The 22629-nt window shown below is 50.3% G+C and carries 22 protein-coding genes; 12 read left to right on the top strand and 10 right to left on the bottom strand.

Going from position 1 to position 22629, the window contains the following annotated elements:
* Nucleotides 1-37 precede the first annotated feature (37 nt).
* Together BM318_RS02765 and BM318_RS02760 are read right to left on the bottom strand one after the other, a co-directional pair.
* Nucleotides 38-808, bottom strand: coding sequence for an alpha/beta fold hydrolase (locus BM318_RS02765; protein WP_092980489.1), 771 nt, complete (start codon nucleotides 806-808; stop codon nucleotides 38-40).
* A gap of 3 nt (nucleotides 809-811) precedes the next feature.
* Nucleotides 812-1525 (bottom strand): pyridoxine 5'-phosphate synthase, encoded by a 714-nt coding sequence (locus BM318_RS02760; RefSeq protein WP_092980487.1) that lies wholly within the window; start codon nucleotides 1523-1525, stop codon nucleotides 812-814.
* 97 nt (nucleotides 1526-1622) lie between these two features.
* Here BM318_RS02760 and BM318_RS02755 point away from each other — a divergent pair, with 97 nt between their 5' ends.
* From BM318_RS02755 to murI, 8 genes are all read left to right on the top strand, one after another.
* The gene (locus BM318_RS02755; protein ID WP_317040333.1) at nucleotides 1623-2273 is read left to right on the top strand and encodes a CBS domain-containing protein; all 651 of its coding nucleotides are present in this window, start codon (nucleotides 1623-1625) and stop codon (nucleotides 2271-2273) included.
* A gap of 4 nt (nucleotides 2274-2277) precedes the next feature.
* Nucleotides 2278-3150, top strand: a complete 873-nt coding sequence (locus BM318_RS02750) for an NAD kinase (protein ID WP_092982043.1) — start codon at nucleotides 2278-2280, stop codon at nucleotides 3148-3150.
* A gap of 60 nt (nucleotides 3151-3210) precedes the next feature.
* Complete coding sequence (gene porG / locus BM318_RS02745; protein WP_092980485.1) at nucleotides 3211-3903, top strand: type IX secretion system protein PorG; 693 nt, start codon at nucleotides 3211-3213, stop codon at nucleotides 3901-3903.
* A gap of 8 nt (nucleotides 3904-3911) precedes the next feature.
* The gene (locus BM318_RS02740; RefSeq protein ID WP_092980483.1) at nucleotides 3912-4652 is read left to right on the top strand and encodes an isoprenyl transferase; all 741 of its coding nucleotides are present in this window, start codon (nucleotides 3912-3914) and stop codon (nucleotides 4650-4652) included.
* Entirely contained in the window at nucleotides 4636-7281 is a 2646-nt protein-coding gene (locus BM318_RS02735) for a BamA/OMP85 family outer membrane protein (protein WP_245759723.1), read from the top strand. Before BM318_RS02740 ends, BM318_RS02735 begins: the two co-directional genes overlap by 17 nt.
* 94 nt (nucleotides 7282-7375) lie before the next feature.
* Complete coding sequence (locus BM318_RS02730) at nucleotides 7376-8209, top strand: OmpH/Skp family outer membrane protein (RefSeq protein ID WP_092980481.1); 834 nt, start codon at nucleotides 7376-7378, stop codon at nucleotides 8207-8209.
* A 44-nt stretch (nucleotides 8210-8253) separates the two neighbouring features.
* Nucleotides 8254-8763, top strand: coding sequence for an OmpH/Skp family outer membrane protein (locus BM318_RS02725; RefSeq protein WP_092980480.1), 510 nt, complete (start codon nucleotides 8254-8256; stop codon nucleotides 8761-8763).
* Nucleotides 8764-8822: 59 nt separating this feature from the next.
* Entirely contained in the window at nucleotides 8823-9656 is an 834-nt protein-coding gene (murI, locus tag BM318_RS02720) for a glutamate racemase (RefSeq protein WP_092980479.1), read from the top strand.
* Here the strand turns inward: murI and BM318_RS02715 are convergent.
* Entirely contained in the window at nucleotides 9632-10135 is a 504-nt protein-coding gene (locus tag BM318_RS02715) for a dihydrofolate reductase (protein ID WP_092982042.1), read from the bottom strand. The genes murI and BM318_RS02715 overlap by 25 nt on opposite strands.
* A gap of 149 nt (nucleotides 10136-10284) precedes the next feature.
* Between BM318_RS02715 and BM318_RS02710 the strand changes: the two genes are divergently transcribed.
* Both BM318_RS02710 and BM318_RS02705 read left to right on the top strand, forming a co-directional pair.
* On the top strand, nucleotides 10285-11370 hold the full coding sequence (locus BM318_RS02710; protein WP_245759722.1) for an aminotransferase class V-fold PLP-dependent enzyme: 1086 nt from the start codon (nucleotides 10285-10287) through the stop codon (nucleotides 11368-11370).
* A gap of 177 nt (nucleotides 11371-11547) precedes the next feature.
* Nucleotides 11548-11844, top strand: a complete 297-nt coding sequence (locus BM318_RS02705) for an isoamylase early set domain-containing protein (protein ID WP_092980475.1) — start codon at nucleotides 11548-11550, stop codon at nucleotides 11842-11844.
* A 50-nt stretch (nucleotides 11845-11894) separates the two neighbouring features.
* Here BM318_RS02705 and BM318_RS02700 read toward each other — a convergent pair whose 3' ends face one another.
* The 7 genes from BM318_RS02700 to BM318_RS02670 form a co-directional block, all read right to left on the bottom strand.
* Complete coding sequence (locus BM318_RS02700; RefSeq protein ID WP_092982041.1) at nucleotides 11895-12854, bottom strand: L-histidine N(alpha)-methyltransferase; 960 nt, start codon at nucleotides 12852-12854, stop codon at nucleotides 11895-11897.
* 68 nt (nucleotides 12855-12922) lie between these two features.
* The gene (gene egtB / locus BM318_RS02695) at nucleotides 12923-14140 is read right to left on the bottom strand and encodes an ergothioneine biosynthesis protein EgtB (protein ID WP_092980473.1); all 1218 of its coding nucleotides are present in this window, start codon (nucleotides 14138-14140) and stop codon (nucleotides 12923-12925) included.
* Between the two features lie 45 nt (nucleotides 14141-14185).
* Nucleotides 14186-15010, bottom strand: coding sequence for a thymidylate synthase (locus BM318_RS02690; RefSeq protein ID WP_092980472.1), 825 nt, complete (start codon nucleotides 15008-15010; stop codon nucleotides 14186-14188).
* A 109-nt stretch (nucleotides 15011-15119) separates the two neighbouring features.
* The gene (locus BM318_RS02685; RefSeq protein ID WP_394333330.1) at nucleotides 15120-16412 is read right to left on the bottom strand and encodes a NupC/NupG family nucleoside CNT transporter; all 1293 of its coding nucleotides are present in this window, start codon (nucleotides 16410-16412) and stop codon (nucleotides 15120-15122) included.
* Between the two features lie 40 nt (nucleotides 16413-16452).
* Nucleotides 16453-17082: a bifunctional nuclease family protein gene (locus tag BM318_RS02680; protein ID WP_092980468.1), complete on the bottom strand. Its 630-nt coding sequence runs from the start codon at nucleotides 17080-17082 to the stop codon at nucleotides 16453-16455.
* An 85-nt stretch (nucleotides 17083-17167) separates the two neighbouring features.
* On the bottom strand, nucleotides 17168-18136 hold the full coding sequence (locus tag BM318_RS02675) for an electron transfer flavoprotein subunit alpha/FixB family protein (protein WP_092980466.1): 969 nt from the start codon (nucleotides 18134-18136) through the stop codon (nucleotides 17168-17170).
* A 12-nt stretch (nucleotides 18137-18148) separates the two neighbouring features.
* Nucleotides 18149-18895 (bottom strand): electron transfer flavoprotein subunit beta/FixA family protein, encoded by a 747-nt coding sequence (locus tag BM318_RS02670; RefSeq protein WP_092982040.1) that lies wholly within the window; start codon nucleotides 18893-18895, stop codon nucleotides 18149-18151.
* Between the two features lie 183 nt (nucleotides 18896-19078).
* On the opposite strand from BM318_RS02670, the gene BM318_RS02665 reads away from it, so the two are divergent.
* Together BM318_RS02665 and BM318_RS02660 are read left to right on the top strand one after the other, a co-directional pair.
* Nucleotides 19079-20056 (top strand): pyruvate dehydrogenase complex E1 component subunit beta, encoded by a 978-nt coding sequence (locus BM318_RS02665; protein ID WP_092980464.1) that lies wholly within the window; start codon nucleotides 19079-19081, stop codon nucleotides 20054-20056.
* A 73-nt stretch (nucleotides 20057-20129) separates the two neighbouring features.
* Entirely contained in the window at nucleotides 20130-22628 is a 2499-nt protein-coding gene (locus BM318_RS02660; protein ID WP_092980462.1) for a DUF5686 family protein, read from the top strand.
* The last annotated feature ends 1 nt before the right edge of the window (nucleotide 22629 follow it).

The raw sequence follows: 22629 nt of genomic DNA, 5'->3' as shown, positions 1-22629 counted from the left end.
AAAAAATTATGCATGCATAATAGTAAGGGCCAGTTTTTTAGAATTCCATAAATTCTGAGGAAATCGCGAAGAATTCATCGGGTTTTTCGGCATGCAGCCAGTGTCCGGCGCCAGCTATGGTTTTCAATGTGGCATTGGGAAAATGATTGTGGATCAACGACATGTCTTCTTCCTGAATATAGTCCGAAGCCCCTCCGCGGATAAAGCAAACAGGCCCGGCAAAATGTGCGCCCTGCGGTAAGGCTTCCCCAATAGCTTCCATGCTTTGTGAAAGTACCTCCAGGTTAAAGCGCAATCCCAGAGTACCCGGTTCTACCCAATACAGGTTTTTCAGGAGGAATTGCCGCACCCCCCATTCCGGAATTTTTTGAGCCAGGGCCTCATCGGCAGCGGTTCTGGATTTCAGGTCTTCAGGGGTGAGTCCATTCAGCGCATTGAGAATCGTATGGTGGTGTGGGGGATAGGCTTTGGGGCCAATATCCGCTACCACAAGCTTCCTGACGCGGGACGGAAAGGCCGCCGCCAGGGTCATTGCCGTTTTTCCCCCCATAGAATGCCCGATTACCGTGGCAGAAGCCACTTGCTTGTCGTCCATATACCTCCGGACATCTTCGGCCATGAGGTTGAAATTGAAATGGTCGGACCAGAAGCTGCGGCCATGGTTGCGCTGATCCAACAGGTGGACTTCCCACCCCGCAGCGGCATAGCGCTGTCCCAGGGTTTTCCAGTTGTCGGACATCCCCAGAAATCCATGGAGGATGAGCAAGGGTTTACCCTCGCCTAATACTTTACTATAGAGCTGTTGCATCTGTTAGCTGAGTTTTTTGAGGTAGGCTGCGATAACCGATTCCAGGCCGTCGTAGATAGCTTCACAAATCAGGGCGTGTCCGATACTTACTTCGAGTAGTCCGGGCACCTCTTGGGCAAACCAGGCAATGTTATCCAGATTCAGGTCATGGCCGGCATTGAGCCCCAGTCCCACCGCTGCTGCGGCTTCTCCCGCTTTCCTGAAGGGCAACACCGCAGCTTCTGCATCAGCGGGAAAGGCTGTAGCGTAGGATTCGGTATAAAGTTCTACCCGGTCCGTACCGGTATCCGCTGCAGCCCGTACCATTTCCGGATCGGGATCCACAAAGATAGAGGTGCGGATTCCGCTTGCCTTAAAGGTGGCAATGATGTCTTGCAGATGTTTTTGGTGCTTGCGGGTATCCCAACCGGCATTCGAAGTGATCGCGTCGGGCGCATCCGGGACCAGGGTTACCTGATCCGGTTTAACCTCTAGGACTAAATCACAAAAAGAGGGGATGGGATTGCCTTCGATATTGAATTCTGTGGTGACCACCGATTTCAGGTCCCGGGCGTCCTGGTAGCGAATGTGCCGCTCGTCGGGCCGGGGGTGGATCGTTATCCCCTGGGCACCGAAGGCCTCGATGTCCCGGGTGCTTTTAATCAGGTCGGGTTGGTTGCCGCCCCGCGCATTGCGCAGGGTTGCCAATTTGTTGATATTGACGCTGAGTCGTGTCATTTAATCGGATTTATGAGCTTCGGGCCCCAAAAATACAAATTAGGCATGCCTTTTGTGCTTTAAAAATTAGTAATTTCACGCCGTCCTTATGCTGTCCATGCGCGATCATATCATCACGACCATCCCGGTTTTTGAACTGACGGATTCCCTGAAGGAAGCGATGCATTTCTTTACGCATTCCACCTATTCTCATGTGGCCATAATTGAGAATGATGAATTTCTCGGGTTACTGGGGGAAGCCGATATGGATAGCTTTCAGGAGACCGCAACGATAGAGGATTTTCGCTATCAACTGGAAGGCTTTTCCGTGGGGATGGACGCTTCCTGGCTGGATGTGCTGGAAGTGTTTACCCGCAATGAGGCCAATATTGTCCCGGTTCTTGACAACGCGAACCACTTAATGGGCTATTACGACCTCAATGATGTGGTGGGTATTTTTACACAGATGCCTTTCTTTACAGAACCTGGGGTAATCCTTATGTTGGAGAAGGCAGCCCGGGATTACAGTTTTAGTGAGATCGCTCAAATTGTCGAAAGCAGCAATACCCGCCTGCTGGGTGCTTTTATTACGGAGGCCCGGGAGGAACAGGTGCAGATTACGCTGAAAATGAGTGAATCCAATATCAACGACGTGTTGCAGACCTTCCGCCGCTACGGGTATACTATTCTCTTCGGAAGCGTCGATGACCAATTCCTGGAAGAGCTTCGGGAACGCTCGATTTACCTCGATAAATATCTAAATGTCTAAGGCCATGAAAGTGGCACTTTACGCGCAAACATTTTCTGAGGACGCCCTGGAACCGGCCCGGGAGTTGCTCAGCGCGCTGGAGAAAGCCGGTAGCGAGGTGCTCCTGGAGGAAGGACTGGGTGCCCTGCTCAAAGCCGATAAACAATACCCGCTTTTTAATCTTAAAGAAGGTCTTGATCGCAGTTGCAACCTGATGATCAGCATTGGGGGAGATGGGACAATCCTTCGTGCCATCACCTATATACGCGATATGGATATCCCCCTGATTGGGGTCAATACCGGACGTTTGGGTTTCCTCTCGACATTTCCCCGGGAAAAAACAGCTGAGTTGGTAGCCGCATTCCAGGCAGGGGCATACAAATTGGTGCCCAGAAGCCTGGTAACGGCCGATTTCAGTGGAGCCACCCCAGGAGGAGACGCCCTCAATTTTGCCCTGAATGAGGTTACGGTATCCCGAAAAGATACTACCTCCATGATTACCATTGACACCTATCTGGACGGGGAGTATCTGACCTCCTATTGGGCAGATGGCCTTATTGTCGCCACCCCAACGGGTTCTACCGGATATAGCCTGAGTTGTGGAGGTCCGGTGATCACTCCTTCGGCGCGATCCCTGGTCATTACCCCGATAGCTCCGCACAACCTCAATGCTCGCCCCCTGGTGATTTCCGATGAAACAGAGATTCGGCTCACAGTAAGCGGGCGCGAACCGCAGCACCTGGTTTCCCTGGATTCCCGTATCTCAACTGTGGATAACGGGACGGAGATTCGCATACGCAAGGCCGCCTTCAATATCGCCATGGTAGAGTTTACCTCCGAAAGCTTTTTTAAAACCATTCGCAACAAATTACTCTGGGGCGAGGACCGTCGCAATTAAGTACCGGGCGGGCAATAAAAGCCCCCAAATACTGTTTATCATTTCAAACAAACGGACTTTATGCGATTGCTTCTTTCCGCCCTCTTTTTGCTTCTGGGAATAGCTGTTTCCGGGCAAACCTACGAAGTAGGACTTTTCGCAGGTGGAACAAATAATATTGGGGACGTCGGCAGGATGAATTATATTGCGCCCTCCGGACCTGCCTTTGGCGTTCTGGGCAAGTGGAATCGCAGTAAGCGTTACGCCTGGCGGGCTCATGCCCTCTATGGTAAGTTTACCGCCGACGACACGCGCTCAAGCATTCGTTCAAGGCAACAAAGAGGTCTGGAAATGGAGAACCGGGTTATGGAATTCTCCGCTGGCCTGGAATTCAATTTTGTGGAGTACAACCTGCACAAATTGGGTCCAGCCTTTACACCGTACCTCTATACCGGTCTAACGTATTTCAGGTACGATTTTAATTATTTTGATGCCGGACAGTTGATCGAAACCAATCAGCGGGAAGGCGATTTTGCGATCCCAATGACCGTGGGAGCAAAGTACCGGCTGAATCAGTTTTTGATTCTCGGAGCCGAAATAGGCGCCAGGTATACCCTTACGGATAACCTGGATGCCAGCAATCCGGAAGGCACGAATTTTGAGCAACAGGCCGATATCGTTGAGAATTTTAACAGTAACGACTGGTATGTATTCTCCGGGCTTACCCTCACCTTCACCTTCGGGCGAAAGCCCTGCATGGATTGCTTCGAGTAGAAGCACTTATGGACACTATTGAGGAGCTTAAAAAGGGGGCAGTGCCCCGGCATCTTGCTGTAATTATGGATGGCAACGGCCGTTGGGCGAAACAACGCGGAAAACTCCGTGTTTTCGGCCATGAAAACGGGGTTCGCGCGGTTCGGGAGACCGTGGAGACCGCGGCCAAACTCGGCGTGCAAAACCTCACCCTATACGCCTTCAGCACCGAAAACTGGAAACGTCCGAAAATCGAGGTGGATACCTTGATGAAACTGCTGGTTTCTTCCCTTAAAAAAGAACTCAAAACCCTTTCTGATAATGATATCCGCCTCAATGCAATCGGCCGGATAAATACCTTACCCGACAAAGTGCACCGGGAGCTGAAAGAGGTTATGGAAAAGACCGCTGAGAATTCGGCTATGACCCTGACGCTTGCCTTGAGTTATGGTTCCAGGGAGGAATTGACAAGTGCTTTTAAAGCCCTCGCAACCAAAGTTAAAAATAATATAATTTCCCCCGAGAATATTGATGAAACCATTATTAATGGTCATCTTTACACCCGGGATTTGCCCGATGTAGACTTGCTAATCCGCACCAGTGGGGAATGTCGGATCAGCAATTTTTTATTGTGGCAAATTGCGTACGCTGAATTATACTTTACGGACGTCTTGTGGCCGGATTTCGGGGAATCCCACCTGATCAGTGCAATTCAGAGTTACCAGAACAGAGAACGACGATTTGGAAAAACCAGTGAACAACTTAACTAGTGTTAACCGGGCGCGGCTAGCACTACGAAGCCTTACCGCCCTTTTTGCCTTCTTGCTTACCCTGCCTGCCCTAGCTCAGGAAGTTTCCTTCGAAGAGCCGAAAACCTATATCCTTGGGGGTCTAACCGTTACCGGATTACAGAGTTATAACGAGCAGACTGTAAAAACCTATACGGGACTCATAGAGGGCCAACCGATTACCGTACCCGGAGACCAAATCAGTGAGGTCATCAAAAAATTATGGGGTCTGGATCTCTTTACGGACGTGAGCTTTTACTACCAGATTGAGGGAGACCGGATTTTTCTGGAACTGGCTATTTCGGAACGTCCTTCCCTGAACAATGTTACGTTTTACGGAATTCCCAAGCGAAAGATCCAGGAAATTGTAGACGATACGGACCTGAAAAAAGGGAAGAAAATTACCCAGAGCTTAATTGCCAATTCGGAGAACTACCTCGAAAACAAATACCGCAAGCAAGGGTTTCTCAATGCCCAGGTTACCATCGCGACTTCCGCCGATACCTCGGGGACCAATTCCCAGAATATGGTGGTCAATATCAAAAAGGGCGATCGTGTTAAGGTTAAGAATATCATTTTCAACGGCAATGAGAAGCTCAAAGGATCCGCACTACGGGGAGCCTTAAAAAATACCAAGGAGCGTCGTCCGGGACGATTCTGGAAAAAGTCCAAGTTTATCGAAGCGGACTATGAGGAGGATTTAAAATCCCTGATCGATAAGTACGCTGAAAATGGGTACCGCGATGCCCGGGTACTCTCGGACAGCGTGGCCCGACGCAACGACAAGCGCATTGACATCTATATCGATGTGGAAGAGGGGAACCGCTATTACTTCGGCGATATCGATTATGTGGGGAATACCGTGTATACCGATCGTCAGCTCAATCAGGTGCTGGGAATTAAAAAGGGGGACACCTATAACGGGGTACTCCTGAGAAAGCGGATTGCCGACGATAGTAAACCGGACGGCCAGGACATCACCAACCTGTATCAGAACAACGGTTATCTTTTCTCCACGATCAACCCGGTTGAGGTAAGCGCCGAAAACGATACCATCGATTTCGAGATACGGATCATTGAAGGGAAAGAAACCTTCCTCAATAAGGTTACGGTAAAGGGTAACAATAAGACCAACGACCACGTAGTCTTCCGGGAAATCCGCACCAAACCCGGACAAAAGTACAGTAAAGACGATATTATCCGAACCATACGCGAACTGGGCCAGTTGGGCTTCTTTGATCCTGAGCAGGTTCGCCCGGACATCCAGAATCCTAATCCGAATGAAGGAACTGTGGATCTCGGATTTGACCTGGTTGAATCCGGAGCCAGCCAGATAGAATTACAAGGAGGTTATGGTGGCGGTGGATTTATCGGAACCCTTGGGTTGTCGTTCAATAACTTCTCGATACAGAATTTGTTCAATAAGGAAGCCTACCAACCCGTACCGATGGGAGACGGCCAGACTTTTGCCTTGCGACTGCAGGCCAGTAGGACGTTCCGGGTATATTCCCTGAACTTCTCAGAACCCTGGCTCGGGGGTCGCAAACCGGTGCGATTTAATATGAGTTTGAGTCGAACCCAGCAGTTCCGCGCCACTTTTGGGCAGAACGGACGGGTAGATGTAGACAAAGACCAACAGTTTTCGATTACCGGGATTTCCCTGGGATTGGCCAAAAGGGTGCAGTGGCCCGACGACCTCTTTGTGTTGTCCCACTCCTTGAGCTACCAGTTGTATGATTTCCGGAATTACCGAACGGGACTATTCAATTTCGGAAACGGTACTTCCAATGCGTTGGCCTATACAATAGGGATTGCGCGTAACAGTTCCGGACCGAGCCCGATTTTCCCCATCTCCGGTAGCAATATTGCGCTGACGGCAAAGTTCACCCCGCCGTATTCCTTATTTAGTGACAAGGATTTTGCAGCGCTTCAGGACGAAAGCGCAGATATTATTGCCGAACAGCGGGAACGTGCGCAATTGGGACTGGGCGGTGAAGAACGGGATGAATTCCTGCAAAACCGTCTCGAGGAGCTCGATCAGGAGCGCTTCCGATGGCTGGAATTCTATAAGATCAAATTCAAAGCCGACTGGTATAACCGAATCGTAGGTAAGCTGGTCTTCCGGTTCAATTCGGAATTTGGATTTTTGGGAAGCTATAATCCCGACGTAGGACGTGTTCCTTTTGAGCGATTCTTCGTTGGGGGCGATGGCCTGGGACGTAACTTTACGCTCGATGGCCGGGAGGTTATTCAGCTTCGCGGTTATGAAAATAACAGCCTGACCCCGGTAGACCCGCTCACCGGACAGGTAGAAGGAGGATTAATCTATAACAAATTCTCCCTTGAACTGCGTTATCCGCTTACCTTGAAGCCTTCCGCTTCCATATATATGTTAACCTTTCTCGAAGCAGGGAATGCCTTCAACAATTTTCAGGAGTTTAATCCGTTTCAGTTAAGAAGGTCAGCCGGGGTGGGGCTCCGGATTTTCATGCCCGCATTCGGGCTCCTGGGTATTGATTTTGGATACGGATTCGACGACGATCTCCGGCCAGACAACACTCCAGGACCCAGCGGATGGCAGACCCACTTCGTTATCGGTCAGCAATTCTGATGCCTGTCCTATTGTGTAAAACCTTGTTAAATCGTTCATTTTAAAAGATTTAATAATTTTGGCACGATATTTTCTATAGTCTAAACACGCAGTAATGAAGACAAGGATAATTAGTTTCCTGGCCCTGATCGGGCTGTTGTGCGGCTTACAGGCTCAGCGCGGCGTTAGGATCGGTTATGTGGACATGGAATATATCCTCGAGAATGTTGAGGAGTACCGCGAGGCAAGTGAGCAGCTCGAAACAAAAGTAAATCAGTGGAAAACTGAGATAGAGAGCCGCCAGCGAGCCATAGACCAGCAACAAGAAGCTCTGGATGCAGAGCGCGTCCTGTTAACGGATGAGTTGGTCGCGGAACGGGAAGAGGAAATCGGAATCCTTCAAAAGGAATTGCTGGATTACCAGCAAGACCGTTTTGGTCCCCAGGGGGATTTGGTATTGCAGAAGCAACGCCTGATTCAACCCATACAGGACCAGGTCTTCAGCGAAGTTCAGAAAATCGGTGCCAATAAAAGGTATGATTTTATTTTTGATAAATCGGCGGATGTTGTAATGTTGTACTCCGAAAAAAGGCACGACATCAGTGAGCTGGTCCTCAGGCAAATAGCCAGAACCCGCAAGGTGAGTGCCCCGAAGAAATCCCGTCGGGATCGCCTGGAGCAATTCGAGGCCGAAGACGAGGAGGTAGTGGACCAACCCAGCGAGGCATTGTTGGAGCGTCAACAGCGCGCCAAGGAAGCCGAAGCGACACGAGCCAAGGAAGCGGAAGACTACCGGGCCGAGCAGGTCCGTCTGAGGGAGGAGCGAAAGAAAGCATACGAAGCGCGCCGCCAGAAGTTGCTCGAAGAGCGGGAAGCCCGCCGGAAACAAAAAGAAGAAGAACGTCGAAAGGCTACCGAGCAGGCCAAAGACACGATTAGCGGAAACTAATTAAACGATAGATTACATAACTCAAATTGCACAATTCAGAAATCATGAAACATTTACAGAAGATAGCCATTGCCATTGTCCTACTCTTTGCAATGTCATTCACCGCTCAGGCGCAAAGTAAAACAGCTCACATTAATGTGACCGAGTTACTTTCTCAAATGCCAGAGATGAAAGCGGCCCAGGCCGAACTCAAGAAACTGGAAGAAACCTATCGCGCAGATATCCAGGGATCCATGACTGAGCTTCAGAACAAACTGACCCAGTATCAGAATGAAGCCAGCGGTGTTTCTCAGGAGGAGAACCAAAAGCGTGCCCAGGAACTTCAGGGATTTGAACGCAACATTGGGGAAGCGCAACAAGCAGCTTCTCAGGAACTGCAAAAGAAGCAGGCCGAACTTTTCGAGCCTATTTCTAAGAAAGCTAAGGAAGCCATTGAAAAGGTTGCTGCTGCTCAGGGATATAACTATGTCTTTGATTCCAGCCCCGGTAGTGGTGTGATTGTTGCCACTGGCAAGGATCTGCTGGCCGATGTAAAACAAGAGCTCGGCTTCTAAGAAAAGCACAGCATACAAACCGCCCCAAGGGGCGGTTTTTTTTTACCTTTCCAGTACTGATGAACAACGCCTTGGCCAAAAAAAACCCCGCATTCCCGAACCGGACAGCCAGCCCGATTGGTATTTTTGATTCCGGGGTAGGCGGGCTAACCATTTGGAAAGAGATTTCGGAGGTACTGCCGGCGGAGCATACCATCTACGTTGCGGATAGTGCTTACGCCCCTTACGGGCAAAGAACTCCAGAGGAAATCCTTGAACGTTGCCGACTCATTACCCGCTGGTTGCTCTCCAAAGGCTGTAAACTTATCGTAGTGGCCTGCAATACGGCCACCACAAATGCTATTGCCGCCCTACGCGCCGAATTCCCGATTCCTTTTATCGGAATTGAACCGGCAATTAAGCCAGCTGCCCTGCAATCCCAATCGGGTAAAATTGGGGTGTTAGCCACCCGGGGTACCTTGAGCAGCGCTCTTTTTGCGGATACTTCCAAGCTCCATGCTTCCGGAATCGAGATATATGAGCAGGAAGGGAAAGGCCTGGTACAACTCATAGAATCCGGGGTAACGGACGGACCTCAAATGCAGGCCCATTTACAACCGCTTTTGGCACCCATGCTGGATGCGGGCATAGATCATTTGGTTTTGGGTTGTACGCATTACCCTTACCTCAAACCAGTTCTGAATGAACTACTGCCAAAAGAGGTGGCCATCCTGGATTGTGGACTTCCGGTTGCCCGGCAGACCCGAAGGATTCTGGAGGCGCAGGATTTATTGAATCCGGCCAACGAAGGCAGTAGTGAACTCTACACCAATGGCAGTCCCGAAGTCATGCAACAAATGTTGGCAAAACTCGGGAGAACGGGGCAGGTTTATTTCCTGCGATACGTTTCGTAAGTATAGGCAAAGGCATGTCGCTCATCCGCCCCCTGGAGCTCAGCGGCCACACACTCCCACTGGGAAGGATCCAGAACGGGGAAATAGGTATCTGCCGGGAATCTACCGTGAACCCGGGTTAGCTCCACTCCAGTGCCATAGGGGAGTCCCTGGCGGTAAATTTCACCCCCACCGATAATATAGATCTTCTCTGAAGTGCCTGCGACTGAGATAGCTTCTTCCAGGCTGTATACGACCGTACAATTAGGAAAGTCGGCGGTATAAGTTTTGTCTTGGGTTACAATTATGTGTTCGCGTCCTGGCAAGGGTTTCGGAAAGGTATCAAAGGTTTTTCTTCCCATGATCATGGGATGGCCCATGGTCAGCGTTTTAAAACGTTTAAAATCGTCGGGAAGGTGCCAGGGCAGATCTCCGTTGAGCCCCAATTCGTTTTCCTCGCCGGCAGCAGCGATTAGTATGATCTCTTGATGTTGCGACATCTGATGAACGTTTTCTTTTTTAGGAGTTATAGCCAGTAAGCCCGATAAAAAATTACGAAGGGCGGAGAGCATGCGATTGATTATCTTTAGAAGCAAAGATACGCCAAATGGCCAGGGCAATTCAAGCCGGTCATCGCCGATAAATGAACATGCAGGATTTTCGTCTCAACTTTCCGCTACTCCAACAATCTGCTTATCTGAACACTCCAGCCTGGGGACTTATGCACCAGGAAATTCTGGCCTGGCGACGGGAATACGACGAGGATTTTGCAATGGGTGGAAGCCGTTTTAAGCTGGAAGCTATGGCGCTGCTGCAGCAAACTCGTGAATTGGCCGCAAGCCTCTTTAATGGCGATCCGGATCGCACGGCGCTGGTCCCCAATGTATCGCTTGGTCTTAACATGTTGCTGGAGGGTCTTCCTAAGGGGGCAAAGGTCCTGCTCCCAGCAGACGAATATCCATCAGTGGACTGGCCTTTTGCGCACCGGGAGTTTGCGGTTACCCGGGTTCCGCTTTCCGGGGATCCGGAAGGGGAGTTGTCCCGTGCCGTTGAACGCATCCAACCCGAAATCCTGATGCTAAGTCTGGTGCGCTGGACAGATGGGTTATTGATTTCGCATGACTTTCTGGCTTCCCTCAAAGCGGATAATCCAGAGTTGCTGATTATTGCAGATGCCACCCAGTACCTGGGTGCTTTTGATTGTGATTTTGACAGCTCGGGTATCGATGTGCTCGGCGCAAGTGGCTACAAATGGCTGCTGGGGGGTAACGGAAACGGGTTTGTGTTCCTCAGTGAAATGGCTGAAGCAAGAATAGCAAAGCGCTCTGCAGGGTTTAACTCCACTTCGGGGGACCTGGATGGCCTCTCGGGTATCTCGTTGGCGCGCAGCCTGGAACCCGGACACCTGGATACCTTAAATTTTGGAAGTCTCTTAAAGGCCCTTCAAATTCTTCAAGGCCTGGGGCTGCAGCAAGTCGAGACCTATGTACGGGATTTAAGCGCAGCCTTGAAAGCCGGTCTGCACGAGCGCGGCCTGCTTTCAGCGGAAATTTCCGGCCGGCCAGTCCATAGCTCCATCTTCAATATCGCCTACAGCAAGGCCCGCCATCAGGCCATGCGGGAAGCAGGAATCGTCTTTTCCCCGCGTGGGGGAGGCATCCGCGTTGGGGTACATTGCTATAATAATACTCAGGATCTGGAGCGGTTATTTGGTGCGCTTGACAGCGCAGAATAACCCTGCATCATTGTTGTAATCTCAACAAAACAACCCGGCATATTTTATCAAGTTAAGGGAGAAGTAAATTCAATTTTACGAAATTCATAAATCTTCTTTAACTCCTTGGCTGTAAGTACTTTTATACGTTGCTTTGTCCCCCAAATAGTAAATACAAATACTTAAACACCCTTAATCATGGCTATTAAGAAACAATATCTGAAATCAAAACCTGTATGTAAGGTAACCTTTACCGTGCCTGCAGAAGAAGCAAAGAAAGTAGCAGTTGTTGGAGACTTCAATAACTGGAATCCTAAAGGGAGTCTACTGAAAAAACTGAAAAACGGAACCTTCAAAGGAACTTTTGATCTTCCAATGGAGCAATCTTATGAATTCCGTTACCTGGTAGACGGGACTTACGTCAATGACGAAGCTGCCGATCGTTACCAGTGGAACGATTTTGCCGGTGCCGAGAACGCTGTTCTGGAACTGTAAATATCGATTACTTATTGTAAAGCAGGAAGCGGGGCAATGCCCCGCTTTTTTTATTTGGGTACCTGCAGTAGATAGTCCTTGTAATACCCTCGAGAATCGGTGAAGGAAGCGGCTATTTCCAATCCGGTTTCCCCGGCTATCCACTCCAGGGTGCGATTGTCGTACTTCTGGGAGATTTCCGTGTGGATACTTTCCCAGGCTTCAAAGTTTACCTGCATATCCAGGTCGGGGATAGTGACTTCAAAGGACTCCCGGGCAACCAGGTAACTGCGGGCGGTCCCGCTTTCCGGGTCATAGGTTTCCCAATGGATAAAACGCTCAGTGTCGAAGTCGGCCCCGTATTCCCGGTTGATCCGCTCCAACAGATTTTTATTGAAGGCTTCTGTAATTCCTGCGGGATCGTTATAGGCATCCAGTACGATCTGCGGCTCCTTTTTCTGATCACAACCCAATAGCAATAAGTCAGAAGGTCCCATGACTGCCCGTAGTTTTTGCAAGAAATCAATGGCTTGCGGATGCAGGAGGTTGCCGATGTTCGAACCCAGGAAAAGAATAACCTTCGGGCGCTCCTTCCACTGCTGCATTTCCTCAAGGATGTCAAAGTACGTGCCTTGCTGGGGTAGGATCTCCAGCTCCGTAAATTCAGCGACGAGTTTTTTGCTCAGACCACTTAGTGCATTTTGACTGATATCGATGGGCAGGTACCTGAAATCCATATCCCGTCGGATAATTTCGTCGAGCAGGATGCGGGTCTTGCTACCATCTCCGGCCCCTAGTTCCACCAGGTCAAATCCTTCCCCCAGAGGCTCCAGGGCATCGATAATCTGAACTTTTTGCTGCTCAAAAATCTCCGTTTCGCAATTGGTCAGGTAGTATTCGGGCATATCCATGATGCGGCGAAAGAGCGCATCACCTTCCTTATCATAAATAAATCGGGAGGGCAGGCGTTTTGGGTAATTACCCAAGCCTTCCCGTATGGCGGCTTCAAAGGAACTTTCTGATTTTTTCAAACGGACTGCAGGTGATTGTGTATTGTTGGATGACTCCAAATTAGTAGTGGATTTGAGATTAGTCGAAATTACCTGGCAAACCTTAGTCCGGTATATTGCCAGCGCAGCTGCGGGTGGAAGAAATTGCGATAGGTTGGCCGGGAATGTCCGGGGGGAGTGGCTATGGAAGCACCGCGAAGCACTTTCTGGCTTACCATGAATTTTCCATTGTATTCCCCCAGCGCACCATCGGCGCGTTTGTACCCTGGATAAGGCAAGTAGGCGCTTTCTGTCCATTCCCAACGCTGCCCCCAATGGAGCGAGGCGGCGGCAACCTCCCATTCAAATTCCGTAGGCAAGCGGAGGCCCTGGGATCCGGCAAGCGCAAAAGCTTCATAATAGGAGATATGTGATAGCGGAGCCATTGGATCTACTTTCTGAAGGCCTCGCAGGCTGTAATAGTACCATTCGCCGTCTATGTGATGCCAGTAGAGGGGAGCCTCAACTTTTTCCTCCTGGACCCAATCCCATCCCGCGGCATGCCAAAGCTCAAAGCGCTCGTATCCGCCGTTGGCAATAAAGGCCATCATTTCGCCATTGGTCACGAGATTCCTGCTGATGCTGTAGTCCTGCAACAACACTTCATGAGCCCCCAGTTCGTTGTCGAAACAGAATCCTTCCCCCTGGAAACCAATCGGATAAATACCTCTGGGGATGTCCAGCCAGTAAGGGGTATTACTATCTGTGCCTTGGGGGCCGTCCCCGGCTTCATTGTGTATTGCGGCATATTCCTGAGCGGCCAAATTCGCTCCGAGTTCCCCCTTCACATAAGGGGGTAACAAGGGGTTGTTTCCCAGGATATATTTGATATCTGTGAGTAGTAATTCCTGATGCTGCTGTTCGTGGTTTATACCAATTTCAACCAGGCTGGTTATTTCCTCATCAACACCCGCCTCGAGCAACGCTGTTAACGCTTCGGTTACATAGCGGCGGTAGGCATAGACTTCCTTTACCCCGGGCCGGCTGAGGTTGCCGCGGTTGGCCCGCACCACGCGTTTGCCCACACTCTCGTAATAGCTGTTGAATACAAAAGAAAAGTCCGGGTGGAATTCCCGATACCCCGGTTGGTGTTGTTTTAAGATGAATTCTTCAAAGAACCAGGTCGTATGCCCCAGGTGCCATTTGGGCGGGGAGACATCGACAATAGGTTGCACCACATAGTCTTCCGTTTCCAGCGGAGCACATAGGGATTCTGAGGCAGTACGGCATTCCAGGAAGCGGTCTGCCAGGGTTGCGGTAAGCGGCATTCATGCGATTTTACCCTAAGATAAGGAATATACCGCAGATTAAGATTAAACCGCAACTACGCCTTTGATATGGGGATGCGGGTCGTAGTTCTCCAGGCGGAAATCCTCAAAGGTAAACGCAAAAAGATCCTTGATCTCCGGATTCAGATGCATCGTGGGCAGGGGGCGCGGCTCCCGGCTCAGTTGCAGCTCAATTTGTTCCATATGGTTGTTGTAGATATGCGCATCGCCAAAGGTGTGCACGAAATCCCCGGGTTCCAGTTCGCAGACCTGTGCCATCATCAGGGTAAGCAAGGCATAGGAGGCAATGTTAAAGGGTACCCCCAGGAAAATATCTGCGGAACGCTGATACAACTGGCAGCTGAGTTTTCCACCGGCCACATAGAATTGGAAGAATGCGTGGCAGGGGGGAAGGGCAGCCTTACCCTTGGCAACATTTTCGGAAAAGCTCTCCGAAGTATCCGGTAGGACGGAAGGGTTCCAGGCGGCTACCAACATCCGGCGGCTGTCCGGATTGTTTTTAATCGTGTCGATGACGCCGCGGATCTGGTCAATACCTTCACTGTTCCAATTGCGCCATTGATGGCCGTAAACCGGACCGAGGTCGCCATTTTCATCGGCCCATTCGTTCCAGATCCGCACCCCGTTTTCCTGCAGGTATCCGATATTGGTATCCCCGCGGAGGAACCACAAAAGCTCGTGGATAACGGATTTGGTGTGGATTTTTTTAGTGGTGACCAGAGGGAACCCTTTGCTGAGGTCAAAGCGCATTTGGTAACCAAAAACAGCCCGCGTTCCCGTACCCGTACGGTCGCTTTTGTCGATGCCGTGCTCCAGCACATGGCGAAGTAGATCGTGGTATTGTTGCATAGCTATAAAAGTAATGGGAACTGCGAAAAAGGTGAAGGGGCAGTGGCAGGAATTTTCAAGACTTTATCAACGATATACTTGGGGGAAATTCCAAGTACCAAGATCCAGGTTACCCCAGGATCATCCCGGCAATGGTTGCCGAAAGCAACGAGGCCAGTGTTCCTCCCAAAACGGCTCGCATTCCGAATTCAGAAAGGGTTTTACGCTGTCCGGGAGCCAGCGATCCAATCCCCCCGATCTGGATACCGATAGAGGCGAAGTTGGCGAAGCCACAGAGCATATACGTAGCCATGATTACCGACTTCTGATAACTGAGCGAAGGGTTGCTCGCGATATCCTTTAAAGTCGCCAGTTGGGTATAGCCCACGAATTCGCTGGCCGCAAGTTTGATCCCAAGCAATTGCCCCATAAGCATGGCGTCTTGCCAATCAATCCCGATCAGCCACATCAGCGGAGCAAAGACCGTTCCCAGGATTGCTTCCAGGGACAGGGTTTCATACGGGCTTACTGAGGCAATCCAGCCATTGATCCCACTGATTCCCCCTGTCCAGTTGAGGATACCATTAAGCATAGCGATAAAGGCAATAAAAACCAAAAGCATGGCGCCCACATTCACCGCGAGCTTGAGCCCTTCGGTGGTACCGTTAGCGATGGCATCCAGCAGGTTGCTCCCAACTTTTTCCGTGCTGATTTTGATTTCCTTATCAACGCTTTCCGTCTGCGGATAGAGGATCTTCGAAATCACGATGGCCCCAGGGGCAGCCATTACCGAAGCGGCAATCAGGTGGCGTGCAAATTCCAGGCGCAGTACCGGGTCGTTTCCTCCTAAGAAACCAATATAGGCGGCAAGTACACCTCCGGCTACCGTTGCCATTCCCCCGATCATAACCAGCATAATTTCGGAGCGGTTCATCTTCTCCAGGTAGGCCTTGATCAGCAGCGGGGCTTCGGTTTGTCCGAGAAAAATATTCCCGGCCACACTCAGGCTTTCCGGACCCGAAATCCCGAAGGATTTGGTCAACAGCCAGGCCAGGCCTTTGACAATTTTCTGGATAATTCCGAGGTAGTACAGTACCGAGGTGAGTGCAGAGAAAAATATTATGGTGGGAAGAATCTGGAAGGCAAATACGTACCCGATATTGGCATTCTCCAGGTTCATGAGGTTCCCAAACAGGAAGGTGCTTCCCGCCAGGGTAAATTCCAGTACATTGTTAAAGAAGGTTCCCAGTACATTGAAGAACCACTGGACCGCAGGGACCTTTAGGATTCCTACGGCCAGTAGGAGTTGAACCCCGAGACCGATTGCGGTGGTTTTCCAATTAATGCCTTTTCGATCCTTGCTGAATAGCACGGCAATACCCACCAAAACCAGCATTCCGAGGGCACCCCTTCCCAGGGACATCCATCCGAATCCTTCATTAGGTAGGAGGGTTTCCAAATTGTTATTGGCGTTTGGAGATTTCGTCCCGGAGTTTGGCGGCCTTCTCATAGTCCTCGCTGGCCACGGCCTTATCCAGTTCCTGATGGAGCTCCTCCAGGGTCATTTCCTTGTACATTGCCGCGTCGGGAGCATCAATTTCGACGGTTTCGCTTTCCTGCAAAATCTCGTCGACCATGATACTGTCGTCGGCACCTTCTTTGTCCTTGTCTTTGGAGGAAAATTTCAGGAAAATACCCGCTTTGTCCAGGATATTGCGATAGGTGAAAATCGGGGCGTCAAAACGCAGGGCCAACGCGATTGCATCGCTGGTACGGGCGTCGATGATCTCTTCGATCTTATCCCGCTCGCAAATAATACTGGAATAGAAGACCCCGTCGACCAACTTGTGGATAATTACCTGTTTGATGACGATTTCGAAGCGATCGGCAAAGTTCTTGAACAGGTCGTGCGTTAGCGGACGCGGGGGTTTGATTTCCTTTTCCAGGGCAATTGCGATGGACTGAGCTTCGAAGGCACCAATAACAATAGGTAATTTGCGGTCGCCTTCCACCTCATTCAGAATGAGGGCATAAGCCCCATTTTGGGTTTGACTATAGGAAATTCCCTTTATTTTAAGGCGTACCAGGCTCATAATCACTCGCAGTAAAAAAGGCTGTTAAACAACAGGGATGTTCCAGTTGTTTAACAGCCCTCTTAGCGGGACAAATTAACAAAAATTAGCTGTTTTGGGCCTTAAAGCTCTTTAATTTTTCGATGAGTTCCGGCACAACTTCGAAGGCATCCCCAACCACTCCATAGTCTGCGGCTTTGAAGAAGGGCGCTTCCGGGTCGTTATTGATGACCACTTTGGTTTTTGAGGCGTTGACTCCGGCCAGGTGCTGTATGGCACCACTGATACCTATAGCGATGTACAGATTACTGGCTACCGGCTTTCCGGTTTGCCCCACGTGTTCGCTATGCGGGCGCCATCCCAGATCGGAAACCGGCTTGGAGCAGGCCGTAGCCGCTCCGAGTACATCGGCCAGTTCTTCGATCATTCCCCAATTCTCAGGTCCCTTGAGGCCTCGACCTCCGGAAACAACGACTTCAGCATCGGCAATAGCGATTTTGTCATTGGCCCGGTCTACCGATACGGATTTAACACCGAGATCGGCATCGGAGACACTTCCGTCAAAACTTTCAACTTCCGCACTTCCACCGGTTTCCCTGGCCCCAAAGGCGTTGTTGGAAACCCCGATAATCCCTAAGGTTCCCTCAAGGGTTGTATGTGCAAATCCTTTGTTACTGAAAACGGTTCGCTTCACCACCAGCGGGCTGGTACTTACCGGTAATCCCACTACATTGGGGGCATATCCAGCCTTTAATTTACCGGCCAGGATTCCGGCGAGATAGCGGGCGTCGGCCCCTGATCCCAGGATAATTACCTGGGCGCCGTACTTGGAAGCTGCTTGTTGCAACAGGGAAGCAACCGCGGTAGCGTTAAAACTATCCAGTCGATCGTCCTGCAGGTGAGCTACCTTGGATACCCCATAATTACCAGGAGCATCCGGGTTGTCTGCGTTGATGGCGAGCGCTATCGCCGGAACGCCTAAAGACTCCGCCAGGGCACTGCCGTAGCTGGATACCTCCCAGGCATTCTTTTTGAATTTACCGCCTTCTGTTTCTGTATATATAAGTACTGACATGGTTCTGATTTTTTAAATGGCCTTAGCTTCCTTGTGTAACAAATCGATTAGCTGATCCAGATTTCCGGGATCAACCAGCTTCACATCTCCCTTGGGTGCTGGCTTTTCGTATTGGGTATCACGGGTTCCGGGTTCCATATCCACCGGATCCATAACGGTAAGGGTTTTTTGGCGCGCCATCATGATACCGCGCATGTTTGGGATGCGCAGGTCACTCTCCTCTACCAATCCTTTTTGCCCACCTATAATCAGGGGGAGTTTCGTTTCCAGGGTTTCTTTACCCCCGTCGATTTCGCGAACAGCTGTGGCTTTATCTCCGTCGATTTCCAGGCCTATACAGGTATTTACAAAGTTCCAGTCGAGCATTGCGGCCAGCATTCCCGGAACCATACCGCCATTGTAGTCAATAGATTCCCTTCCTGCAATCACGAGGTCGTACCCCCCGTTTTTCACAACTTCTGCCAGTTGTCGGGCAGTAAAGAGCCCGTCGGTAGGTTCTGCGTTGATTCGGATGGCTTCATCGGCTCCAATGGCCAGTGCTTTGCGCATGGTGGGTTCAACGGCTGCCGTTCCGACAGTTGCCACATGAAGGGTGGCACCCTGCTTTTCTTTCAGCCACATGGCGCGTGTCAGGCCAAACTCGTCATTGGGATTGATTACAAATTGAACGCCCGTGGTGTCAAAGGCCGTATTGTCGGCCGTGAAATTGATTTTTGACGTGGTATCGGGCACATTGCTGATACAGACTAATATCTTCATATCGGGTTTGAATTGTCGCTTGAATAATGGGTGGCTAAGATAGCCATAAATATTCAAAAATACTATGCATGCATAATAAAAATTTCACTTTTTTGATTCAGGCCAGCCCCCTTTTGGGCGATAATTTTCTATTTTTGTGGGCATTTCAATTGCGTATCCTGAGTCAACACTAATTTAGAGCCAATGAAGACCATTCAATTTAGAGAAGCTATTGCCGAAGCCATGTCCGAGGAAATGCGCCGGGACGACTCCATTTACCTGATGGGGGAGGAAGTTGCGGAGTATAACGGGGCCTATAAAGCCTCCAAGGGAATGCTGGATGAATTCGGACCCGAACGCGTGCTGGATACACCTATTTCGGAATTGGGCTTTGCTGGGGTTGGAGTGGGCTCTGCCATGATCGGCAACCGTCCGATTATCGAGTTTATGACCTTTAACTTTTCCCTGGTGGGAATTGACCAGATTATCAACAATGCCGCTAAGATGCGTCAGATGTCCGGGGGGCAATTCAATATCCCTATCGTTTTCCGTGGGCCAACTGCTTCTGCAGGACAACTCGCTGCCACGCACTCCCAGGCTTTTGAAAGCTGGTTCGCCAATACCCCGGGACTTAAGGTGGTCGTTCCTTCGAACCCTAAGGATGCAAAGGGATTGCTCAAGTCCGCGATTCGCGATGACGACCCTGTTATCTTCATGGAATCCGAGCAGATGTATGGCGATAAGGGCGAAGTGCCGGAAGGAGAATACACCATTCCTCTTGGGGTGGCCGAAATAGGACGTGAAGGAAGCGATGTCACCATTGTCTCCTTTGGGAAAATTATTAAGGAAGCTTACGCCGCAGCCGAGGACCTGGACAAAGAGGGAATCAGCTGTGAGGTAATTGACCTGAGAACCGTTCGCCCCATGGATTCTGAGGCCATTCTGAAGTCGGTCAAGAAGACCAATCGCCTGGTTATCCTCGAAGAGGCCTGGCCTTTTGGCAATGTCGCCACCGAGATTACCTATCAGGTACAGCAGCACGCCTTTGACTACCTGGATGCCCCAATCGTAAAAATCAACACGGCCGATACCCCGGCGCCTTATTCTCCTACCTTGTTGGAGGAATGGTTGCCGAACAAGGAAGACGTGATTAAGGCGGTCCACAAGGTCTTATACAAGTAAGACTGCCCGCCGGGCCATTTAAGGCCTGATTTTTGCATTCGAATCCCGGGTATTATTTTTCCCACTGCTTTTCATGAAAAATTTTTTTCCGGTCTTCCTGTTTTTATTACTGCCCATACTGGCAGTTGCCCAGACCCGTGTAGGGGGAATGGTGGTAGACCAGGACGGAGAAGCAGTGCCCTTTGCCAATATAGTTTTTGCGGGATCCACAGAAGGGACTATCAGTAACGACAATGGCCGCTTTTACCTGGAGTCCGAAACCCGTTATGACTCCCTCGTAGTTTCATTTATTGGCTATGAGCGCCTGACCCTGCCCCTGACGCGCCCCAACATGCTCGATTTGGAAATCGTGCTGCAGGAATCCAATGAACAATTGGATGAGGTTGTGGTTTATGTGGGGAAGCAATCCAAAAAGAACAATCCGGCGATTGATATCCTGAGGAAGATCTGGGAGAAACGCCGGGTCAATGGCCTTCGGAAATTCAAGCAATACACCTACGACGAATACGAGAAGGTCGAATTTGACCTGAATACCATTGACAGCGCCCTGATCCAAAGCCGCCTTTTTAAAGGCATGGAATTCGTGTTTGAGGACCTCGACACTTCCCGAATCACGGGAAAAACCTATCTCCCAATATTCCTGAATGAGAAGTTTTCCAGGGTTTATGGGGACAACCAACTCGGAGAAGAGCGGAAGGATGTTTTAGGGAACAAGAATTCCGGATTCAGCAACAACCAGGCAATCATCGCCTTTGTACAGGACTTGTATTCCCAGTACGATGTCTATGAAAATTACCTGAAATTTTTTGATAAAAGCTTTACCAGCCCGCTGTCTACCACGGGGATTGACACCTATAATTACGTGCTGGCCGATAGCGCCTACCTGGGCGATAAGTGGTGTTACAACATTATATATTACCCCAGGCGCCGCAACGAACTCACCTTTAAGGGGGATTTCTGGGTCAATGATTCCACCTTCGCCCTGGTAAATATCAATTTACAGCTAACCCGGAGCGCTAACCTGAACTGGGTCAAGGAGCTCTATATCGAGCAGGATTTTGAGTTGCTGTCCGATTCGGTATTCCTCCTGAAACGGGACTACATGCTCACGGATTTTGCCCTGAATAAAAAGGAAAAGTCGCGGGGAGTATACGGAAAGCGCACCACGGTCTACGACAACTATCAATTCGATGTAGAACGCCCGGCTGCCTTTTACAAGGGCGAGACCGATCCTTTTGATCCCCGGATTTTTGAACGGGACAACGGTTTTTGGGAACAAAACCGCCTGGAATCCCTGAATCAGGATGAGCTGGGGATTTACAGCTTGCTCGACACCTTAAAAACAGTCCCCCGCTTTAAATCCTATTACAACCTGGTCAGTATCCTGGGTTCCGGCTATGTGGAAATCGATAAGTGGAACCTGGATCTGGGTGATATCTACAGCGTGGTGGGGTTCAACGATGCCGAGGGCTGGCGTTTTCGGGGTGGGGCCCGGACCTATTTCGGGCAGAACGACCCCTGGCGCCTGGAAGGCTATATGGCCTATGGTTTCCGGGATAAAAAAGTGAAGTACGGAATCTCGGGGAAGTGGTTGCTCGATCGCAAAATGAGGCTGATCGTTTCCGGTGGGAACCGGAGGGATATCGAACAACTGGGACTGAACCTTACCGCTACAACCGATGTTCTCGGACGATCCGTGGCCTCGGGCGCAGTGCTTACTGTCGGGAATAACGACCGCCTGACCAACTTGAATCTTACCACCTTCAATTTACAGGCAGAACCCTTTAAGAATTTACGGCTCGGCTTTGGTGCCTCGCTAAGAACCATGCGCTCGGCGTTGCCGGATGCTTTTAGCCTGGATTACCTCGATCCCGATGCCCCTGGCGGGATCTCCTCCGAAATCAAGCAATTAGACATCATTACCTCCCTGATCTACACCCCGGGGCGTCAAACCATTGGCTACGGGGTCGAGCGCCGCGAGGTGAATGAGAATTACAGTACCCTGTATATCCAATATACCCGAGGACTTCAAGGGTTTCTGGAAAGTGATTTTGATTACACCAAGATTCAGGCTTCCTATAGCCGACCCTGGCAACTCGGTGGATTCGGTCGCATGTTTACGACCCTGGAAGTTGGCCGTACCTCCGGGGCCGTACCCCTGGGACTGCTCAACGTGGTTCCCGGGAACCAAACCTTGTTTTCTATTTACAATACATTCCCCAACCTCAATTTCTACGAATTCGTTACCGACGTTTATGTGGCCGGGCACCTGGAACATAATTTTAACGGGCGCCTATTTTCTAGAATACCCCTGATCCGCAAATGGAACCTCCGGGAAATTGTGGGACTCCGCGGGGTGTGGGGGCAGCTGTCCGAAGAGAATCAGCTGCTGAACAGCCCGGCAAACATTCCGTTGCGGGCTCCGGATAAGCAGATTTATTACGAATACTCCTTAGGGATCGGGAACATCTTTAAGATCTTCCGGATCGACTTCAATTTCCGGGGAAATTACCTGGACCTGCCCGAAGCCCGACCGTTTAGCGTAACAGGCACTTTTGGGTTTCATTTCTGAG

It is taken from the genome of Robiginitalea myxolifaciens (assembly GCF_900115205.1).
In the GTDB taxonomy this organism is placed as follows: Bacteria; Bacteroidota; Bacteroidia; order Flavobacteriales; family Flavobacteriaceae; genus Robiginitalea; species Robiginitalea myxolifaciens.
This window is presented reverse-complemented; position numbering and strand designations above follow the sequence as displayed.

Coding starts and splice junctions, on each gene's coding strand:
- BM318_RS02740 (WP_092980483.1), top strand. CDS start 3,912: ATGGACACTATTGAGGAGCTTAAAAAGGGGGCAGTGCCCCGGCATCTT.
- murI (WP_092980479.1), top strand. CDS start 8,823: ATGAACAACGCCTTGGCCAAAAAAAACCCCGCATTCCCGAACCGGACA.
- BM318_RS02755 (WP_317040333.1), top strand. CDS start 1,623: ATGCGCGATCATATCATCACGACCATCCCGGTTTTTGAACTGACGGAT.
- BM318_RS02750 (WP_092982043.1), top strand. CDS start 2,278: ATGAAAGTGGCACTTTACGCGCAAACATTTTCTGAGGACGCCCTGGAA.
- BM318_RS02675 (WP_092980466.1), bottom strand. CDS start 18,136: ATGTCAGTACTTATATATACAGAAACAGAAGGCGGTAAATTCAAAAAG.
- BM318_RS02765 (WP_092980489.1), bottom strand. CDS start 808: ATGCAACAGCTCTATAGTAAAGTATTAGGCGAGGGTAAACCCTTGCTC.
- BM318_RS02760 (WP_092980487.1), bottom strand. CDS start 1,525: ATGACACGACTCAGCGTCAATATCAACAAATTGGCAACCCTGCGCAAT.
- BM318_RS02680 (WP_092980468.1), bottom strand. CDS start 17,082: ATGAGCCTGGTACGCCTTAAAATAAAGGGAATTTCCTATAGTCAAACC.
- BM318_RS02665 (WP_092980464.1), top strand. CDS start 19,079: ATGAAGACCATTCAATTTAGAGAAGCTATTGCCGAAGCCATGTCCGAG.
- BM318_RS02685 (WP_394333330.1), bottom strand. CDS start 16,412: ATGTCCCTGGGAAGGGGTGCCCTCGGAATGCTGGTTTTGGTGGGTATT.
- BM318_RS02715 (WP_092982042.1), bottom strand. CDS start 10,135: ATGTCGCAACATCAAGAGATCATACTAATCGCTGCTGCCGGCGAGGAA.
- porG (WP_092980485.1), top strand. CDS start 3,211: ATGCGATTGCTTCTTTCCGCCCTCTTTTTGCTTCTGGGAATAGCTGTT.
- BM318_RS02730 (WP_092980481.1), top strand. CDS start 7,376: ATGAAGACAAGGATAATTAGTTTCCTGGCCCTGATCGGGCTGTTGTGC.
- BM318_RS02725 (WP_092980480.1), top strand. CDS start 8,254: ATGAAACATTTACAGAAGATAGCCATTGCCATTGTCCTACTCTTTGCA.
- BM318_RS02690 (WP_092980472.1), bottom strand. CDS start 15,010: ATGCAACAATACCACGATCTACTTCGCCATGTGCTGGAGCACGGCATC.
- BM318_RS02660 (WP_092980462.1), top strand. CDS start 20,130: ATGAAAAATTTTTTTCCGGTCTTCCTGTTTTTATTACTGCCCATACTG.
- BM318_RS02705 (WP_092980475.1), top strand. CDS start 11,548: ATGGCTATTAAGAAACAATATCTGAAATCAAAACCTGTATGTAAGGTA.
- BM318_RS02710 (WP_245759722.1), top strand. CDS start 10,285: ATGCAGGATTTTCGTCTCAACTTTCCGCTACTCCAACAATCTGCTTAT.
- BM318_RS02670 (WP_092982040.1), bottom strand. CDS start 18,895: ATGAAGATATTAGTCTGTATCAGCAATGTGCCCGATACCACGTCAAAA.
- egtB (WP_092980473.1), bottom strand. CDS start 14,140: ATGCCGCTTACCGCAACCCTGGCAGACCGCTTCCTGGAATGCCGTACT.